Origin of the sequence: Methylomonas sp. 11b (assembly GCF_000515215.1) — a bacterium.
Classification (GTDB): domain Bacteria; phylum Pseudomonadota; class Gammaproteobacteria; order Methylococcales; family Methylomonadaceae; genus Methylomonas.
In genome coordinates this window covers 701642-719197 of sequence record NZ_KI911557.1, presented here as the reverse complement: position 1 = coordinate 719197, position 17556 = coordinate 701642, and the positions used below count along the sequence as shown (strand labels likewise).

Annotated in this window: 12 protein-coding genes and 1 pseudogene; 11 read left to right on the top strand and 2 right to left on the bottom strand. The window is 49.5% G+C overall.

Annotated elements, in window-relative coordinates:
* The first annotated feature begins 8 nt into the window (after positions 1 to 8).
* Entirely contained in the window at positions 9 to 446 is a 438-nt protein-coding gene (locus METH11B_RS0103550; RefSeq protein ID WP_026600822.1) for an SRPBCC domain-containing protein, read from the top strand.
* 32 nt (positions 447 to 478) lie between these two features.
* Here METH11B_RS0103550 and METH11B_RS0103545 read toward each other — a convergent pair whose 3' ends face one another.
* A complete protein-coding gene (locus tag METH11B_RS0103545; RefSeq protein WP_036275575.1) occupies positions 479 to 1387 on the bottom strand; it encodes a LysR family transcriptional regulator in 909 nt (302 codons plus the stop codon).
* Positions 1388 to 1496: 109 nt separating this feature from the next.
* On the opposite strand from METH11B_RS0103545, the gene METH11B_RS0103540 reads away from it, so the two are divergent.
* The 5 genes from METH11B_RS0103540 (at position 1497) to cueR (ending at position 6765) form a co-directional block, all read left to right on the top strand.
* The gene (locus METH11B_RS0103540) at positions 1497 to 1925 is read left to right on the top strand and encodes a VOC family protein (protein WP_026600820.1); all 429 of its coding nucleotides are present in this window, start codon (positions 1497 to 1499) and stop codon (positions 1923 to 1925) included.
* Positions 1926 to 1931: 6 nt separating this feature from the next.
* A complete protein-coding gene (locus tag METH11B_RS0103535; protein ID WP_036275573.1) occupies positions 1932 to 2807 on the top strand; it encodes an EamA family transporter in 876 nt (291 codons plus the stop codon).
* Between the two features lie 316 nt (positions 2808 to 3123).
* Entirely contained in the window at positions 3124 to 3948 is an 825-nt protein-coding gene (locus tag METH11B_RS0103530) for a class I SAM-dependent methyltransferase (RefSeq protein ID WP_026600818.1), read from the top strand.
* Between the two features lie 132 nt (positions 3949 to 4080).
* Positions 4081 to 6294: a heavy metal translocating P-type ATPase gene (locus tag METH11B_RS0103525; protein WP_026600817.1), complete on the top strand. Its 2214-nt coding sequence runs from the start codon at positions 4081 to 4083 to the stop codon at positions 6292 to 6294.
* Between the two features lie 69 nt (positions 6295 to 6363).
* The gene (gene cueR / locus METH11B_RS0103520; RefSeq protein WP_026600816.1) at positions 6364 to 6765 is read left to right on the top strand and encodes a Cu(I)-responsive transcriptional regulator; all 402 of its coding nucleotides are present in this window, start codon (positions 6364 to 6366) and stop codon (positions 6763 to 6765) included.
* 302 nt (positions 6766 to 7067) lie between these two features.
* Here cueR and METH11B_RS26110 read toward each other — a convergent pair.
* Positions 7068 to 8217, bottom strand: a pseudogene (locus tag METH11B_RS26110) (IS3 family transposase).
* 634 nt (positions 8218 to 8851) lie between these two features.
* On the opposite strand from METH11B_RS26110, the gene METH11B_RS0103500 reads away from it, so the two are divergent.
* The 5 genes from METH11B_RS0103500 to METH11B_RS0103480 all read left to right on the top strand — a co-directional run bounded on the left by METH11B_RS0103500 (position 8852) and on the right by METH11B_RS0103480 (position 17521).
* A complete protein-coding gene (locus tag METH11B_RS0103500; protein WP_197026927.1) occupies positions 8852 to 10483 on the top strand; it encodes a ShlB/FhaC/HecB family hemolysin secretion/activation protein in 1632 nt (543 codons plus the stop codon).
* A gap of 111 nt (positions 10484 to 10594) precedes the next feature.
* Complete coding sequence (locus METH11B_RS0103495; RefSeq protein WP_197026926.1) at positions 10595 to 12838, top strand: CHAT domain-containing protein; 2244 nt, start codon at positions 10595 to 10597, stop codon at positions 12836 to 12838.
* Complete coding sequence (locus METH11B_RS0103490; protein WP_026600810.1) at positions 12835 to 15774, top strand: two-partner secretion domain-containing protein; 2940 nt, start codon at positions 12835 to 12837, stop codon at positions 15772 to 15774. The genes METH11B_RS0103495 and METH11B_RS0103490 overlap by 4 nt, the downstream gene beginning before the upstream one ends.
* A 127-nt stretch (positions 15775 to 15901) precedes the next feature.
* Positions 15902 to 16861: a hypothetical protein gene (locus METH11B_RS0103485; RefSeq protein ID WP_026600809.1), complete on the top strand. Its 960-nt coding sequence runs from the start codon at positions 15902 to 15904 to the stop codon at positions 16859 to 16861.
* 96 nt (positions 16862 to 16957) lie between these two features.
* The gene (locus METH11B_RS0103480) at positions 16958 to 17521 is read left to right on the top strand and encodes a hypothetical protein (RefSeq protein ID WP_026600808.1); all 564 of its coding nucleotides are present in this window, start codon (positions 16958 to 16960) and stop codon (positions 17519 to 17521) included.
* The last annotated feature ends 35 nt before the right edge of the window (positions 17522 to 17556 follow it).

Sequence of the window (17556 nt, the reverse complement as noted above, 5' to 3'; positions counted from 1 at the left end):
GAAAGCCCATGAATACCTATCGGTTACATACTGAAATCGAAATAGCTGCCGAGCCGGAACACGTCTGGTCCATTCTTACCGAGTTCCCGGTTTATCCGGAATGGAATCCGTTTATTCTCAACATAGACGGTGAAGTAAAACTGGATGCGCGGCTTAAAGTGCACATTCAACCGTATGGTGGAAAAGCGATGACGTTTCGGCCGCGCGTTTTGGCTGTCGAACCGGGAAAGGAACTACGCTGGCTGGGACATTTCTTGTTTCCCAATCTCTTCGATGGCGAACATCGGTTTGTCATTGAGTCTATCGCAGACAGACGCATCCGCTTTACGCAGAGCGAGCGTTTCAGCGGCTTGCTGGTGCCGTTATTCAAAAAGAGCCTTGAGAAAGATACCAAAATGGGCTTTGAAGCGATGAATCTAGCCATCAAGGCCCGCGCTGAGGCCTGACGATGCAAGTCTTTTGCTTTCTACAGCGTGCCTCACAACCCGATAGCCCTGATGCTTGAGCGCAGCCAGGTCAGTTCGAGATTCCGGTCGGCTCCCGCACGCCAGATCGATACGAAGTCGAAGCCGGGTATTGCGAACGGCGGCTCCAAGACAACTAAGTCGGGGGAGATTTTTTCCATATTGATGGCGCGCGCGGCAATGGTTAGCAACAAATCCGTTCCGACCAATAAGTCGGCGGCAACCGTAAAATGCGGCACCAGCACCGCTATGCGGCGTTGCGCTCCGAGCGCGGCCAGAGCCTTATCGACATGGCTGTGGTGCATGGCTTGCACCGAAACATGGATATGCGGGGCCTCAAGGTAATGGCTAAGCGATAGGCCGTTTTGCTCCGTTAGATTGCGGCGATCCGTTACCAACACAAAGCGTTCTTGAAAAAGAGTATCGCTTTCCAGTTCCTCCGGCATCATCGGAAACACACCAATTGCACCGTCCAATTCGCTTTCCGTCACTTGTCGCAACATCTCCAGTCGCGATGATTGGGTCACAACCAGATTAACACCCGGAGCCTCGGCGCGAAGACGCTGCAACAGCCCTGGCAGGACAACTGCAGAGCCATAATCAGACATGCCCAGGCGAAAGGTTCTCTGGCAATTTTCAGGCGAAAACGGTTCTGACATGACGACATTGCGGACATGAGTCAGGGCATCGGCTAACGGCCTTAGCAAGGCTGCTGCTTTAGCCGTTAAGCGCATTTCATTGCCGACCCGCACTAATAATGGATCGCCTATGAGATCGCGCAGGCGATTGAGTGCATGGCTAACCGCCGGCTGCGTCATTGCTAATCGAGTTGCCGCGCGCGAGATGTGCCGCTCTTCTAAAAGTGCGTCCAGAACCACCAGCAGGTTCAAATCTATACGCCTCAAGTCATGCACTGTATTCATAAGCCACGTACAATTTCTTCATTTCTATTCATCTTGATAATAACTGAAACTGTACGCCACTGGTTTAGCGGTAACCGTGGTGGTATCGGGCCAGTGTCAGGAGATTAAAATGTCTAATTCAAAATTATCCATCGAATTTCCCAACGGTATCAAGTTTGCTCAAATTAGGGTTGCCAGACCCACCAATCAATTGGCTGCCGTTGTACGTTTTTACCGCGACGGTCTGGGTTTGCCGGTGATCGATTCATTCAAAAACCATTCCGGCTATGACGGCGTCATGCTCGGCTTACCCGGGCGTGACTATCACCTGGAATTTACCCAGCATGCATTCGGAGCTCCATGCTCTATGCCTTCCGCCGAAAACCTTCTGGTGTTATACGTCACCAATGCTGATCAGCGACAAACACTTTTTGAAAATCTTGCATCGGTCGGTGCTGAAGAAGTAGCGCCGGAAAATCCCTATTGGTTGGATAAAAGCCGAACCTATGCAGATCCGGATGGTTGGCGCGTGGTGATTTGTTCGGTCGTTGGAGTCTGACCGGCGATGGCACCACGACACATTGCGCTCGTCTTATTGTGTGTGCTGGTTTGGGGCGGCAGTTTTTCGGTAATCCGCTGGGGGTTGCAGGATTTACCGCCGCTGGCTTTTGCCAGTCTCCGCTTCGGATTGGTGGCATTGCTGATACCGTTTGTTCCACGACCAAACACTAGCTGGCGAACGATAGTTGTTTACGGACTAGGCTGGGGCGCAGTTCAGTTCAGCGGCCTGTTTCTGGCAATTCATCACGGGATGCCTACGAGCCTTAGCTCCGTCTTGGCGCAATCGCAGGTATTTTTCACGATGTTGTTCGGCATGGTATTAAGATTGGAGTCGCTCAATGCACGTAAAGGTTTGTCTCTGGGATCGGCACTAACAGGCTTAAGCATTATCGCGAGTGATGAATCCGCCGAGGTGCCGTTGATTGCCATGGCGTTGAGTTTAATGGGCGCTGCCGGCTGGGCATCGGGAAATATCGTCGTCAGAATAGTAGCAACTGCCGGACAACGCTCAGACTCCCTGGCTTTTATCGTCTGGGCATCATTGATGCCAGCTTTAACATTGGCGGCTCTGAGCGCCGCGTTTGAAAACCATCAGACGATTTTTAATTTGACTACGGCTTCCGCAGTCCCGGCGGCAATAGCAGTGCTTTACCAGTCGCTAGGCGCATTATTGATAGGCACTTTGGCCTGGAATCGGTTGCTGCGGCATTATCCCGCGACCACCGTTGCATCATTTTCCTTATTGACGCCGATTATAGGCCTATCGATCGGTTGCCTGTTTTGGGGAGAAACGCTTTCCATATCGGCATTCGTCGGCTCGACATTTTTATTGTTCGGCCTGATAAGCAATCTATCCGTTACAACAGTACATGCTAAATAGCCATCTAGCCGGCACATCGGTTTAGTAAATCATCAGTTGCTCAACACTTTGCACGAATGGCCTCCTTCCGATAACGCTTGTCGATTTCCAAGAAGTAAAGGGGGGACAGAGACGAATGTTGGAAGTGCTGGCAATGGAACTAGGATGCCTTCGGCACTACCAGCGTCGCTGGTCGATGTCATCTGACGATCATCATGCCCCCTAATTCTGCTTGACCTTCCAATTATGTAAACCTTTATATTGATGCAATCCGGATGGTCACTGATGTAAGGCAGCTATCCATGATTAAAATTTGAATAATTTTTCAGGAGTTGAAATGGAATCACATTTGGTAGCCAGTAAGAAAACCGCGCATGCCTATAACACCGCCGCCGATTTATTCGATCACCCGGCCAATACGTTTTGGAGCCGATTCGGCAATAACACCATCGAGCGATTGGGGTTAAGAGAAGGAAACAGGGTATTGGATGTTTGTTCCGGAACCGGCGCTTCAGCCCTGCCGGCGGCGCGAAAGGTTGGCGTAGCCGGCCGAGTGGTTGCCGTCGATCTGGCGGAAAAATTGTTGGCGATGGCGGCTGAAAAAGCCAAAGCCGATGGTCTTGAGAACCTGGAGTTTCGGGTTAGTGACATGCTCGCGTTAGCTTATCCCGATGGTTATTTTGATGCCGTCGTTTGCGTGTTTGGGATCTTTTTCGTGCCTGATATGGCCACCGCGGTCAGGGAATTGTGGCGCCAAGTCCGGCCTGGCGGGCGCCTGGCAATTACAACCTGGGGGCCTGAGTTATTCGAGCCAGCCAACACCTCGCTTTGGCAAGCCATTCGCCATCAACGCCCTGATCTGTATAAAGACTTCAACCCTTGGGATCGCATTTCCACACCGGAAGGATTGTTGGAGATGCTGGCCTCGGCCGGTTTAACCAAAGTGGACATTTTTGCCGAAGACGCGACTCACGCTCTGCCTGAGCCTGAAGATTGGTGGATATTGGCGATGGGTAGCGGATATCGGGGCACCTTGGAGCAATTGAATGGGGAACAGTTACAGAAAGTGAAGCAGGCCAATCTCCACCAATTGGCAAGTCAATCGGTTACCGAGATTTCAGCCAATGTGATTTATGCCATCGTCGATAAACCAGTTGGATAGAGCCTTGCATCTTTCCCTCTATCAATTTTTTTAATAAATGCCAGTAACTAAAAAAGCAAAAAAACTATTGACCTTCCCATCGTGGTAAGCCGAACACTTTGAACACAGTCAATTACAACAGGAGACTTGATCATGAAAACCTTCAATTCCAACCACCTGGCAGACCGCACGGTTTACTTGTCGATAGAGGGCATGACCTGCGCGTCCTGCGCAGGGCGTGTCGAAAAGGCGCTGAATAAGATTCCCGGCGTACAGCAAGCCAGCGTAAATTTAGCCACGGAAAGCGCCTTAGTCCAAACCGATACGGCAGTCGATGCCAGCGTGCTGATAAACGCAGTTAGCGCTCTCGGTTATCGCGCATCGGCCAAACCGGAGCGACTGGTAAGCAAACCAAAGCCGCGAGATGGATTGGCCGTATTGGTGTCGGCGTTATTGTCGCTACCGTTACTGGCACCCATGCTACTCGAGCCTTTCGGTACTCAAGTTTCACTGCCGGGCTGGTTGCAACTGACTTTGGCGACGTTGGTCCAGTTTGTATTGGGGGCGCGTTTTTATCGGGCGGGCTGGAAAGCACTCAAAGCCGGTGCCGGTAATATGGATTTGCTGGTGGCTCTGGGTACAAGTGCGGCGTATGGCTTGAGCGTTTACCAACTGACAAGCCGGACTGACGGTATGGCACCGCATCTGTATTTCGAGGCGTCAGCCGTGGTGATTAGCTTGGTGTTGACCGGTAAATGGCTGGAGGCGTGGGCTAAGCGGCAAACGGTTTCGGCGATCACTGCTTTACAAGCGCTACAACCGCAAGTCGCTCGTGTCAATCGCGGCAAGCGAGAGTTGGAAATTGCGATTGAAACCGTCAACGTCGGCGACTTGGTCGTCGTCCGCCCCGGCGAGCGTATCCCGGTCGATGGCACCATCGCCGATGGCCGCAGCCATATCGACGAATCGATGGTTACCGGCGAAAGTATGCCGATCGCCAAACAATCCGGCGATAAAGTGACTGGCGGCGCCATCAACGGCGAAGGCTTGTTGGTGGTGCATACCGATGCGGTCGGCGCAGAGACTTCCTTAGCAAAAATGATTCGCTTGATCGAGAACGCACAGTTGGCCAAGGCGCCGATTCAACATTTGGTGGATAAGGTCAGTGCATGGTTCATGCCGGTGGTACTAGCCATTGCCTTGATGACCTGGCTGGGTTGGTGGTTGCAGGGTGCCGCCATGGAAACCGCGATTATCAACGCCGTGTCGGTATTGGTAATCGCCTGTCCCTGTGCGCTGGGTTTGGCAACGCCTGCCGCGCTGATGGCTGGCACCGGTATTGCCGCCCGCCACGAAATTCTGATCAAAAACCCCGAAGTGCTGGAAATTGCCCATCGTATTACCACCGTTATTTTCGACAAGACCGGAACCTTGACGCAGGGAAAAGCTTACCTGGTCGAAGCCCTACCGTTGAGTGTCGACCGCGAACGCTTGTTGCGGCTTGCCGCTTCGCTGCAAACTGGTAGCGAGCATCCGGTGGCAAAGGCGGTGCTCAAAGCCGCAAATGAGTTACAGATTCAAACCTTGCCGGTAGATGCCGTTACGGCCTTGCCTGGACGTGGGCTATCCGGAACAGTGGGGAATCTCGATTTGCGTCTGGGCAATAGCCGCTTGATGTCTGAATTGGGCATTGATATGGGTGGGCTGGCGGAACGCGCCCGTGCCTTGGAGCTTGCCGGCAGTACGGTGTCCTGGCTGGCGATGGCCGCGCCGCAAAAACGGTTGTTAGGCATGTTGGCCTTTGGCGACCGACTCAAATCCACTGCATATCCTGCCATCAAACAATTACAGGCATTGAATATCCAAATCGTATTGTTGAGCGGTGATAATCGCGGCAGCGTCAAAGCGGTCGGCCACGCTTTAGGCATCAGCGACATAGTCGCCGAAGTATTACCGGCGGATAAGGCCTATCAAGTGGAATTGCTGAAACAGCAGAACCACCATGTGGCAATGGTTGGAGACGGCATCAACGATGCGCCGGCACTGGCGGCCGCCGACGTCGGCATTGCCATGGCGACCGGCACCGATGTCGCGATGCAGTCTGCCGGCATTACGCTGATGCACGGCGACCCGATACTGGTAGGTGCCGCGCTCGATATTGCACGGCGAACCTACCGCAAAATCCGGCAAAATTTGTTTTGGGCATTTAGTTACAACCTCGCGGCCATCCCATTAGCGGCGCTAGGTTTACTCAACCCGCAACTGGCCGGTGCGGCGATGGCATTCAGTTCGCTGAGCGTAATTGGCAACGCCTTATTGCTGAGGACTTGGAAACCCGCCGGCTCCTTACAATCCGTCAGGCATTAACCGAACCTGCTTGCGGGCGGCAAGTTCGCCGCCCGCAACGCTGTGTCCACCCATGTTGGAGAGTGATCGATGAATATCAGCCAAGCTTCGAAAAAGACCGGCCTATCCGCCAAAATGATTCGCCACTACGAAAGTATCGGACTAATCAGAAAAAGCGTACGCACTGTATCGGGCTACAGGACCTACAACGACACCGATTTGCAGGTGTTGCGAATGATCAAACGAGCTCGGGGTCTGGGGTTTTCGCTGGACCAAATCCGCGATCTGGTTTCGCTATGGCAAGACCCGGCGAGAGCCAGCGCTGATGTCAAAGCGCTGGCCCAATCCCATGTCGACGATTTGAACCGACGAATTGCCGAATTGACTGAAATGCGCGACATTCTGGCCCGGTTGGCGCAAACTTGTAGCGGGGACAATAAACCAGATTGTCCGATTATCGATACATTGGTACTCGGCCAGCAGCTGGTTTAAAGCTAAAAGCTATTCGAACTCGGGATTCTTGTTCTGTTAGGTAAAACTATCGAGTAATTCACAATTACTAAACCAACTTTAATTATGCCCCCTATTACATATGACGAAGTAATTGAACGGTGGTTGTAAACTCTACACCTGTCATTGCTGTAAAAAACTGATTGTCTCTTAATGGCCATAGTGACGCAGCGATAATTTCTATTTGCTCGCCTAAATCCGGACGCTCAAACGGGTGTCGGAAGAGGTGGCCCCAAACCTTTAAACAGCAATTCCCAAAATTAAAGTGAAATCCCTGCTGTTGGTTAGGCTGCCATTTTGACCGGTGGCAGCAAATCGGTATAGGCCTGATGAGGCTTTTTTCGGTTCAAGCTGGAATGGGGTCGCTTGTGGTTATACCACTCGAAATAATCCAGAATCGAGGCTCTGGCTTGGCCGACGGAATCGTACGCATGTAGGTAAACCCGCTCGTATTTGACCGATCGCCACAATCGCTCGACGAAAACATTATCTCGCCAGGCGCCCCGTCCGTCCATGCTCAACTGGCAACCCTGATTTTTCACGGCATCGACAAACGCCTTGGCGGTGAATTGGCTACCCTGGTCGGTATTAACGATCTCCGGTTTACCATACAGCCGAAACGCCTGTTCCAGCACATCGACGGCATGACAGGCTTCCAGTGTAATCGCGACCTTGGCTGCCAAGACCTTCCGACTGGCCCAATCCACAACCGCAGTCAGGTAAACAAAGCCTTTTGCCATCGGAATATAGGTCGTATCCAGGGCCCAAACCTGATTGGCTCGGTTGATGGTCATGCCGCGCAGCAAGTAGGGAAAGATTTCGTGCCCTGGCGTTTTCTTGCTCGTATTAGGCTTGCAATACACGGCTTCGATGCCCATCCGCTTCACTTGTGCCCTGTGGGTATCAAGGTTTTCACATGCTTACGGCCAGTGGTGATCCCTTGTTCATTCAACTGATCTCGCAATTGCCGGGCGCCCATGAAGGGATGTTTCATGTGCAATCGATCCAGGCGTTTCATGATGTCCAGATCGCGCGCTGATAACGGCTTGGGCAGGTAGTAAACGCTACCTCGACTGATCCCCAACAGGTGCGCTTGCTGGCCAATCGACAGTTTGGATTCACGGTCTATCATCGTTTTGCGCTCAGCAATCCCGCCTTGGTGAGCGCGTTCCCTAAAAAATCGTTTTCCAAGGTCAGTTGGCCGATTTTCGCATGCAGGGCTAGCAGGTCGACTGGCGGTGATTCGGGCTCCGCGGGTTTCCCAAACACCTCGGCAGCCCGTTCGGTCAGCTGTTTCTTCCAGTCGACAATCTGGTTTTGATGAATCTCAAACTCCTGGGTCAACTGCGCCAGGGTTTTATCACCCGTCAAAGCGGCCAAGGCGACTTTGGCCTTGAAGGCCGGCGAATGTTTTCTTCTCGGTTTTTTGGACATCTTCTGCTCCATTGTTTTGTCCTTACGGACGTTCAAAAGTAGCAGGGATTTTCACTTAACCGGCTGTTCAATTTTTCGGGGCCAGCTCTCAGGGTGCTGTCCGCGCACTTGTTCGATAACACTTCTTGCCACGCTATTTAAGACGACTAAAAAACCGATAAATCTACTCAGTTGAAATATTAAATGAATTGTGCGACAAGGATCACACATATTTCATAGGAAAAATTCCAGGCGAAGAAAAAATTCTGGGCGGATTCAATTCGTTCCCTATCTTTTAATCCAACAGTACATTTACGGAAGAGCAGACTCATACAAGTCATTGAATTTTAAATATTTAAATAGATTTCAATTTTAAAAATAACTGTTCCATAGTCCAAGGATAAAGTCATAGACCCCATGGGGTCGTAGTGTCTGGCGGAGTCCCTGAAGCTTTCCGTAAAAGACCATAGTGCTTTTTTTAAGCATTATCGATATCAACGGTTTAATTGATAGTTTAAATATGACATTTCATTTTCATCTAACTCATCGCCGTCCGCTAGGAAAATGGGCTTTGGTCAGCTTACAGCTGTTTCTGACTGGCTTAAGTTGGATCTGTTTCCTATCATCAGCTTGGGCAATTGACGTCACCGGTTCGATGAACCGACCCGGAGCCGAACCGCTACCGCCGCCGGAATTCCAAAACGAAAAGCCCGTCGATCAATTTGTTTTACCCAAGATTCCCGATTCTGGGGCCAACTCGCTTGATCATCGTTTGTTATATATTAAGCAAATCGTTTTGGAAGGTAATCAAGTCTTTCCCGCAGAAGAGCTAAACGTTCTAGTGCAGCCTTACGAAGGCAGGAATGTATCCGTCGCAGAACTGGAACAATTGCGGCTTAAGCTGACCCATTATTATATGGATCACGGCTATGTCAATTCCGGCGCGGTGATCGCCAAAGACGCCTACCGGGATGGCGAGCTGCGTATCAAGATCATTGAAGGCCGCATAGAAGAAGTCCGCATCAAAGGGATGGACGGCTTACGTGACGGTTACGTGGCGAATCGCCTGGTTGACGACCAGGATAAAGCCTTTAATCTGCAGAACCTGCAAGATAACTATCAACTATTGTTATCCGATCCATTGATCAGCAGGATCAATGGCCGGATTATCCCCGGCACCTCGCCGGGCACCAGCATTCTAGACCTCGATGTCACCCGAGCTCAGCCCTACAAGCTCAGCGTTTTCGGCAACAACCAGCGTCCACCGTCTATTGGCGCGGAAGCTTTTGGCGTTTATGGACAACTTCGAAACCTGACGGGTCTTGGCGACAGCCTGGATTTTACCTATATCACCAGCGCCGGTTCTAACCGCTATTCGGGCGGTATAAGCTTGCCGATTAACGACGCAGGTACCTTGGCATTTTTTCGCTTCGACGAGGGCGATTCAATGGTGATGGAACAGCCTATCAACGTATTGAATATTACCAGCCTGGTGCATAGCTTTGAGGGCGGCATTAGCCACCCCGTCATCAACACGCCCCGTCAACGCTTGAGTTTAGGCGTATTACTGGCCGTCCGCGAAAATGAAACGTCTCTGTTGGGCATGCCGTTTTCCTTCGTTCCCGGCGAACCGACCGGCCGCAATCAGGCCACCGTCTGGCGCATCTTTCAGGATTTCAGCCAACGCTGGGATAATCACGCCCTGGCATTGCATTCCGGCTTTAACGTCGGTATGAATGCCCTAGGCGCTACCCGTTCACGGCCGGTGCCCGCCTATTATCAAAGCTATTTTTCACGATATCCCAGCAGCGATTTTTTTTCCTGGCTGGGGCAGGCTCAATACGCCTGGCGATTTATGGATAACGGCGCGCAACTGGTGTTGCGAGGCAACGCTCAATTCAGCGGCAGCCCCTTGCTACCCCTGGAGCGGATTGCCATTGGCGGTTTTAACACGGTACGCGGCTATCGGGAAAATCAACTGGTGCGTGACGATGGTTACAACATTTCCGCTGAAGTGCATTATCCCCTGATCGGCGGTGATGCAGACGCCAAGCACAAGCTAACCCTGGTTCCTTTTGTTGACTATGGCAAAGCCTGGTATGTGGATCAGCCGACCAATTCCGCCGCTACCACACTTTTTTCGCTGGGAGTAGGCCTTGAATGGCAATTCAAACCAATGTTTGCTCAGCTGTATTACGGTTATGCCCTAAATACGTCTAAACCACAACAAACGAGCGATCTTCAAGATAGCGGGATTCATTTCAGTGCCCGCTGGGATATGTTCTAGGTTTCTCAGTTGATATGGGACTTAATGCTTTTATAAAGACATCCGGTGATTCATGACATGTGCATCAATTACAAAAACCTTAGGTTAGCACTCGCTCTCGGACTTTTTTTCATGTCCGGACTAGTGCAGGCTGCGGACAGCGACCTGACAGACTTACTCAGTCAAGCCGAAAAGCATTATCAACAAGGTCAATACTTTTTGGCTTTGGACGCACTGCGCAGCGCGCAAAAATCGGCTTCCAGCGACGAACAAAATGCAAAAATCAACGGCCTGTATGGTCAAACCCACTACCAAATGCGGCATTACGTGGCCGCCGAAGAATTTCTCCGCCAAGCCATCGATTCAAATGCCGGTTCTGCCTCGGACCGCGCCCGTTGGCTTGTCACTTTAGCCAATATCCAGAACAGTCGCGATCAAACCGATGCCGCGCGTCAACAATACCAGCAGGCGCTAACCATTGCCGGCGGCAATCCGGAACTGGTGATCGGCATTCGGCTGGGCCTTGCGTCCCTGCTGCCGACCGAGCAACGTCTCGCTGAATTGACAGCCATTAATCCCACGCTTGACGGTATCGCCGATCCCATCATTCGCAGCCGTTATCTATTGCAGCTTGGCGCGCAAGCACAACGCCTAGGCTCGCCGGGGCTGAAACTGGCCTATGACAGCTTCCAGCAGGCGCGGCAAAATTTAGGCGATCAACAGCCGAGACTTCAGGCTGAAAGCCTTGACGGTCTGGCCCAATTGTATGAAGACCAAAACCGCCAGGAAGAAGCGATGCGCCTGAATACGCAAGCCATTCAATTAGCGCAAGGCATTGAAGCCCATGATTTGCTGATTAACCTGGAATGGCGGCAAGGCCGTTTATACCGCTTCAAACAACAATTGCCGGAAGCCACGGTTTATTATCAAAACGCCATCGATGAGATCGAAGAAATTCGTCACGACATACCAGTCGAATATCATAACGGTCGCTCTTCGTTTCGAGAGGTGTTGGAACCAGTCTATCTCGGCCTGGCCGATGTGCTGCTGGCGCAAGCTGCCAAACTGAGCGAAGATCAAAAGTCCCCTCTGTTGCGCAGAGCTCGCGATGCCGTGGAATTGATCAAAAAGTCCGAATTGGAGGATTTTCTGGGTGGGCGCTGCGCAGTGCAAAGCTATAAAAATGTACTGCTGGATAACGTTGAAAGCACCACCGCCATTATCTACCCGATCATCTTGCCGGACCGCCTGGAGCTGCTGATTAGCAGCGGTAGCGAGATTAAGCAGTTTACCCAAGCCGTCCCGGCCGACGGGATCGAAAACCAGATACAACAACTGGCGCACAGGCTACGCAATGCTCAGAAGGACGCCAAGATTTTATCCAAACAGCTTTATGACTGGCTGATCGCCCCTGCCGAACCCTGGTTGCGCGAGCAGGGTATTCAAACCCTGGTGATGTTGCCCGACGGGGCATTGAGGATGATCCCGGTGGCTGCCTTGTACGATGGCGAACGCTATCTGGTCGAACGCTATGCCATTGCCACCTCGCCCGGCCTCAGCATCATCGAATCGACCGCCTCGCTAAATCATAGCCAAAAGGCGCTGCTGGTCGGTCTGAGCGAACCCGGCCCGGTAATCTCACATTTACCACCTGCCTTTATGGAAGCATTAGTCGCGGCCAGCGAACGCGGCGTCGATCTTGCCAAAAAGCCCTTTAGCCGTGCCTTACCGGTTGGCTTAAACAGCAAACCGGACAAGTCGCGCGAAGTGGATATTGCCCGACTGGTAACGGACGCGGATTTTCAAAGAAACATGAAACAAGCCCTCAGCCTGCCCGGTGTCTCGGAGGAAATTAATACTTTACGCAGGGAAATGCCCAACACCGTGTTGATGAATCAGGACTTCACCGTGGAAGGTTTTAATCAGCAAGTGCTGCAGGAGCCCTATTCAATGGTGCACATAGCCTCTCACGCAGTGTTCGGCAATTCCGCCGACACCACTTTTTTGATGGCTTATGACAATGTCATCAACATAGACGACCTGGAACGGCTGCTGAAATCGGATAAATTCGTTAAGCAGCCGGTGGAGTTGCTTACCTTAAGCGCCTGCCAGACCGCCGAAGGCGATGACCGCGCACCGCTGGGTATCAGCGGCATTGCTCTAAAAGCCAAAGTCCGTAGCGCCTTGGGCAGTTTATGGCCAGTCTCCGATGAAGCAGCTTCGCAGTTGATGGCCGAATTTTATAAAGCCCTTGCCGTTTCCGGCACCAGCAAGGCGCAAGCGTTAAGGCAAGCGCAAATTAGTTTGATTAAACAGGACAGACTGGAAAATCCGTTTTATTGGTCACCGTTTATATTGGTGGGTAATTGGTTATGAAAATAATATTTCTAGTTAGATTTATCGATTTTGTATTGGGGGCTTCAATTATATCTAGCTATATACAAACTTTCGCTTGGCTGCGCATTTTGGCCTACTGCATTTTTGGGATGATGTTTCCAGTTTCGTTTTCCTTGGCTGTTGATGTTAATAATATTGCTATTGACCCTAGGGTGCCAGTGGCAAATTATATTTTAACAAACGGTCAAAACAACACTATTGTTGAACAAAATTCTGGAAATCTAGCCGGTCACAATTTATTTTTCAGTTTTTCAAAATTTAATATAGGCTCTGGTAATACAGTCACCTTTTCAGGAAATTCTAGCGATACGATCAGCAATGTTATTTCGCGCGTAACCGGAGGCACACAAAGTAGTATCGATGGCACGCTTCGCTCCAATATCGGACATGCTTCGTTTTACTTTATTAATCCCAACGGCATCGCTTTAGGCCCAAATGCGCAGTTGAATGTACCCGGCGCTTTTCATGTCAGTACTGCGGATAAAATTGAATTCAAAAACGGCGGAATATTCTATGCCGATCCAAATTTGCAGGGCGGTATTTCTCTTCCCAATGACGATCCTGTCTCCTTGGGTTTTCTGGCGACAAATTCCGCTAATAATGGTTTGATTGATATTCATCATGCCCGATTGAATCTCAATCTTAATCCCTCACAAAATAACCCTAAGCTTGACATCGTGGCAGGAGAGATTCAAGTTACAGATCAGGCAATCCTAACAGCCGAGGCAGGTGAAATACGCATGGTAGCCATGCAAGAACAGGGCTCGGTTAGTCTTGTACCAAACAACCCAGGATATTTGCCTTTGCCGGAGCCCCCTCCATTAGCAAGCAACGCTGGAGTTATTAATATCGATCAAAGTGCAATCATTACTAGCGGCGATGGCGGCGGGAGAATATCGATTTATGGCGATAATGTCTCATTCGCCAATGGTGGAACTGGGCGGGTTGATAATACTGGTAGCATAGCGTCGACATCAGCAAAAGGTATTCAGGTAGTAAGTAATGTCTTGTCTTTAAACGGAGGCAGTTCCAATATTTCTACAGGAATTCATTCGGAAGCTAGATCTTCAGTTAAATCCGGTGATATTTCCGTCTGGGCAAATACGCTTGAAATTTTAAATCGTGGACAAATAGAAACTGTTTCTAGAAATGCAGGCAAATCCGGCGATATTCTGGTCAATGTCAACAATACCCTGACCATCAACCGCGGGGATTATACGAGTGATTCCGCAACGGGGATTCGTGCAGATTCCATGTCTTCAGGTAACTCGGGTGATATAACTGTCAATGCGGGAACAATGAATATACTTAATGGCGGATCGATAGCCAATGTCGCCTTCTCGAGTGGCGATGCAGGTTTTATCAAAATAACTTCGAATAATTTGACCATAGATTCTCTGAGTAATACAAAGTTTGGTACCGGCATTTATTCATCCGCGCTTAAGCTAAGTACTGGCAATGCCGGTAATATAAATGTTACCACCAATACTTTGACTATAGATTCCCTAAGTAATACAGAGCATGTTGCCGGCATTGATTCGTCTGCATTCGAGCTAAGTACTGGTAACGCCGGCCTTATAAAGGTTAACGCCAATACACTGGACATTTTTAATGCCGGTATTATTAGAACCTCTACTGCCGGAACTGGCGATGCAGGTACTATAAACATCAATGCGTCCTATGCTTTGAACATAGGCAGCCAAGGCACGTCCCATCAAAGAGGCGGTATTTTATCGGAATCATCCGCCCTTGGATCAGGAAATGCCGGTGAGATCAATGTGCAGGCCGGTACCCTTAATATACTCAGTGGCGGCCAAATATCGACTAGTACCCACAGTCGAGGCAATGCCGGCGAAGTGAATGTGTCGCACGTCAGAGGTTTGACAATCGATCAAGGAGGCTCCTCCTTGGCTACAGGGATTATGTCTATTACTGGACCCGATCAGAACATAGTGTCGAATAATCTCGTCACCGGCAATGCTGGGATTGTCAATGTGCAAGCTGACAATATGGATATACGAAATGGCGGGACAATATCCAGCTTTTCGCAGTCGCTAGGTCAGGCTGGTGTAGTGAATATTGCAGCAAATACGCTACTTGTCCATGGCGGTGGTTACATCTCATCCGCATCGTTGGGTTCCGGTTCAAGCGGAGAAACCGGCAATATATCGATTGTAGCCAACGATTGGCTTCATCTTACCGATGGCGGATATATCAGCGTTCAAAACGATGCTATCGTTCCTGAAAACCGAGCTTCTACAATTCATCCCGGCAACATAGCAATCCGCGCTCCAGATATTCTTATGCGGAATAGTTCAATCACTAGTGCGTCCACTGGGAATATTGCGGCTGGCAATATTTCTCTTATTTTTTCCCACTGGTTGACATTAGATCCATCTTACATAAGCACCATGGCCAACACTGGCAATGGGGGATCTATTTTTATAAGTGGCGGCGAACTGGTTAGCCTGCAAAATTCCGGCTTCCTGACCAGCGTCAACGGGGCCAACAGCAATGGCGGTGATATTTCGGTGACTGCAAACTTGCTAATTATGGATACGGGTGTGATACAAGCAAACGCCATAGGCGGCTCGGGGGGCAACATCCTACTTAATTTAGGTGGACTAATTCCTAGCAACGACACCCTGATTATGGGGGGCTCGCCGACTGCCTGGCAACCTTTTATTTCCGGTTTGAATGTCATACAGGCCGTGTCAGAAACCGGTGTCAGTGGAACGCTAAACGTGACGGCACCGCAGTTAAATCTGAGTGGCGTACTTGCCAATCTTGGTGGTCCGCAATTCGATACCAGCATCTTCAGTCAGGATTATTGCGGTCTTAGTTCCGGTAGTACCCTTACGCGTATTGGAAGAGGAGGTTTATTGCCTAAAGGTGGCGATTTGCAAATCTATTGATGGTTTTTGTTGATCGATTGCGACAAAGATTATGCGGATAAAGGCAAGGTTAAGCCTTGTGAGCTTTGGCTGACAAATTTGTTAATGAGATAAGCGATTAATCTCTTCAAAATATTGGGATATAATTATGAAAATTAATTCAAGAAACAATAATATAAGGTTAGCTCTAACCATTGCACTCAGCTTCGCCTTGGGGAACGCATCGGCAGCAACGGTGGCGATAGACTTCAGCACGACTGAAGCGAATCTCTCGAAGTGGCATTTTAGCGACGGCTTGCAAGATAATAATTTGGATAAATGGATCACCATGGACATGTCTGGTGATAGTCCGAAGGATAGCACTTATGTTGGCGATAGTCTTGACTACTCCGACCCTAACTACAATGGCTATTGGACTGCCATTTTTAAGTTTCCGATTCCCGAATTGAATCCGTACGAGATCAATATTTCCTTGTTTGCCGCAGACGATAGGGCGCAAGTTTTCTTAGACAATACTCTCCTAGCTTCAGCAGGGCTATTCGCGACGAGCGCGGGTTCTGAAGGTTATTTTCAAAGTTCATACACTCCGTCCATCCCTCCTGATGTTGTCACGTACTATTGGAAGGATTCACTTTACGATTTTGGCACAAGCAAAAATTTAACTGAATGGTTGGATACAGGCGATCATATTCTTAAAGTAATTATTAATAACACCGATTACGGCATAAAAAGGAACCCAACACCTAAAGACCCAACACTTGACCGCCTAACAGAAATTGGCCCAACACATTTTACCCTGCAAGGTAAGGTCGAATTTTATGATGCACCTGAGCCACCGTCAATCTTCCTAATCCTGGCCGGCTTTTTAGCTTTTGTAATGTTTAATGGCAAAAGAAGAATTATCAACAGGCGACTTTTCATTTGCCACCCTCTGGAATGTGCTCTAAGGTCGTTTTTCTCGATCTTTATAAAAAGTAAGGAGTTTCGCATAGCCTACATCTCCAAGATAACGGATAACCGGGCGGAATGCCTGAGTTCGAATTCAAAGACTGGTGGACCAGTCGGCAAACAGACGCCAATGACTTTCGAATTAGCCAGATACTTCTGACAAAGTAAAAATAATAATGGTAAAAATTTATTTCTTGGCACTACAATTTCGAATGGATTACCAGAAAATACTAACTAATACCTTGGGAGTAGGATAATGAGTAATGCACTAAATGACATCTGCTTTGTTCAACCGCATTGGCAGTTAATAGCTAAAGGCATTAGTCCCGAGGAATGGTTTAATGAACACAATATTATCAGTAGCGGGGGTATTAATAATCCAACCAGGGTGCATTTGAATCAGGGGCATCGCTATTATCGATTTTTCAGTAATCCGTCTAAACCTGAAAAAGTCTTGGGTGGCGGATGGTGGCTGAGTTTCGATAACATCAATACTATTTGGCACTATTCAATTCGAATGGAGTTGCAATTCACCTATGCAGCCCGTCTATTTCTTGCGCTTCCCTATGATTGGACGCGTGTCGATAGAATAGTCAGTGCAATATTGACTTCACCGCTAGACGCATACGCTGGGGAGGGTAATGTTGCAAAAACTATTACCGAGAAATGGACGCCGGTTCAGAACATTAAAGTTACACAACTCTACATACCCGGCTTATATGTAAAGAGGGATGTGCGGAATGAGTCTATGCCCCAATTATACGAAAGTGTATGGAAAGACGTTCGCTATGAATACGCTAACAACAGGGCTCCTCTTTAACAAAGCCTATTAATTTTTTAACTTAAAGCTGTAAA

Coding starts and splice junctions, on each gene's coding strand:
- METH11B_RS0103525 (WP_026600817.1), top strand. CDS start 4,081: ATGAAAACCTTCAATTCCAACCACCTGGCAGACCGCACGGTTTACTTG.
- METH11B_RS0103540 (WP_026600820.1), top strand. CDS start 1,497: ATGTCTAATTCAAAATTATCCATCGAATTTCCCAACGGTATCAAGTTT.
- METH11B_RS0103535 (WP_036275573.1), top strand. CDS start 1,932: ATGGCACCACGACACATTGCGCTCGTCTTATTGTGTGTGCTGGTTTGG.
- METH11B_RS0103500 (WP_197026927.1), top strand. CDS start 8,852: ATGAACCGACCCGGAGCCGAACCGCTACCGCCGCCGGAATTCCAAAAC.
- METH11B_RS0103485 (WP_026600809.1), top strand. CDS start 15,902: ATGAAAATTAATTCAAGAAACAATAATATAAGGTTAGCTCTAACCATT.
- METH11B_RS0103550 (WP_026600822.1), top strand. CDS start 9: ATGAATACCTATCGGTTACATACTGAAATCGAAATAGCTGCCGAGCCG.
- METH11B_RS0103495 (WP_197026926.1), top strand. CDS start 10,595: ATGTCCGGACTAGTGCAGGCTGCGGACAGCGACCTGACAGACTTACTC.
- METH11B_RS0103490 (WP_026600810.1), top strand. CDS start 12,835: ATGAAAATAATATTTCTAGTTAGATTTATCGATTTTGTATTGGGGGCT.
- METH11B_RS0103480 (WP_026600808.1), top strand. CDS start 16,958: ATGAGTAATGCACTAAATGACATCTGCTTTGTTCAACCGCATTGGCAG.
- cueR (WP_026600816.1), top strand. CDS start 6,364: ATGAATATCAGCCAAGCTTCGAAAAAGACCGGCCTATCCGCCAAAATG.
- METH11B_RS0103530 (WP_026600818.1), top strand. CDS start 3,124: ATGGAATCACATTTGGTAGCCAGTAAGAAAACCGCGCATGCCTATAAC.
- METH11B_RS0103545 (WP_036275575.1), bottom strand. CDS start 1,387: ATGAATACAGTGCATGACTTGAGGCGTATAGATTTGAACCTGCTGGTG.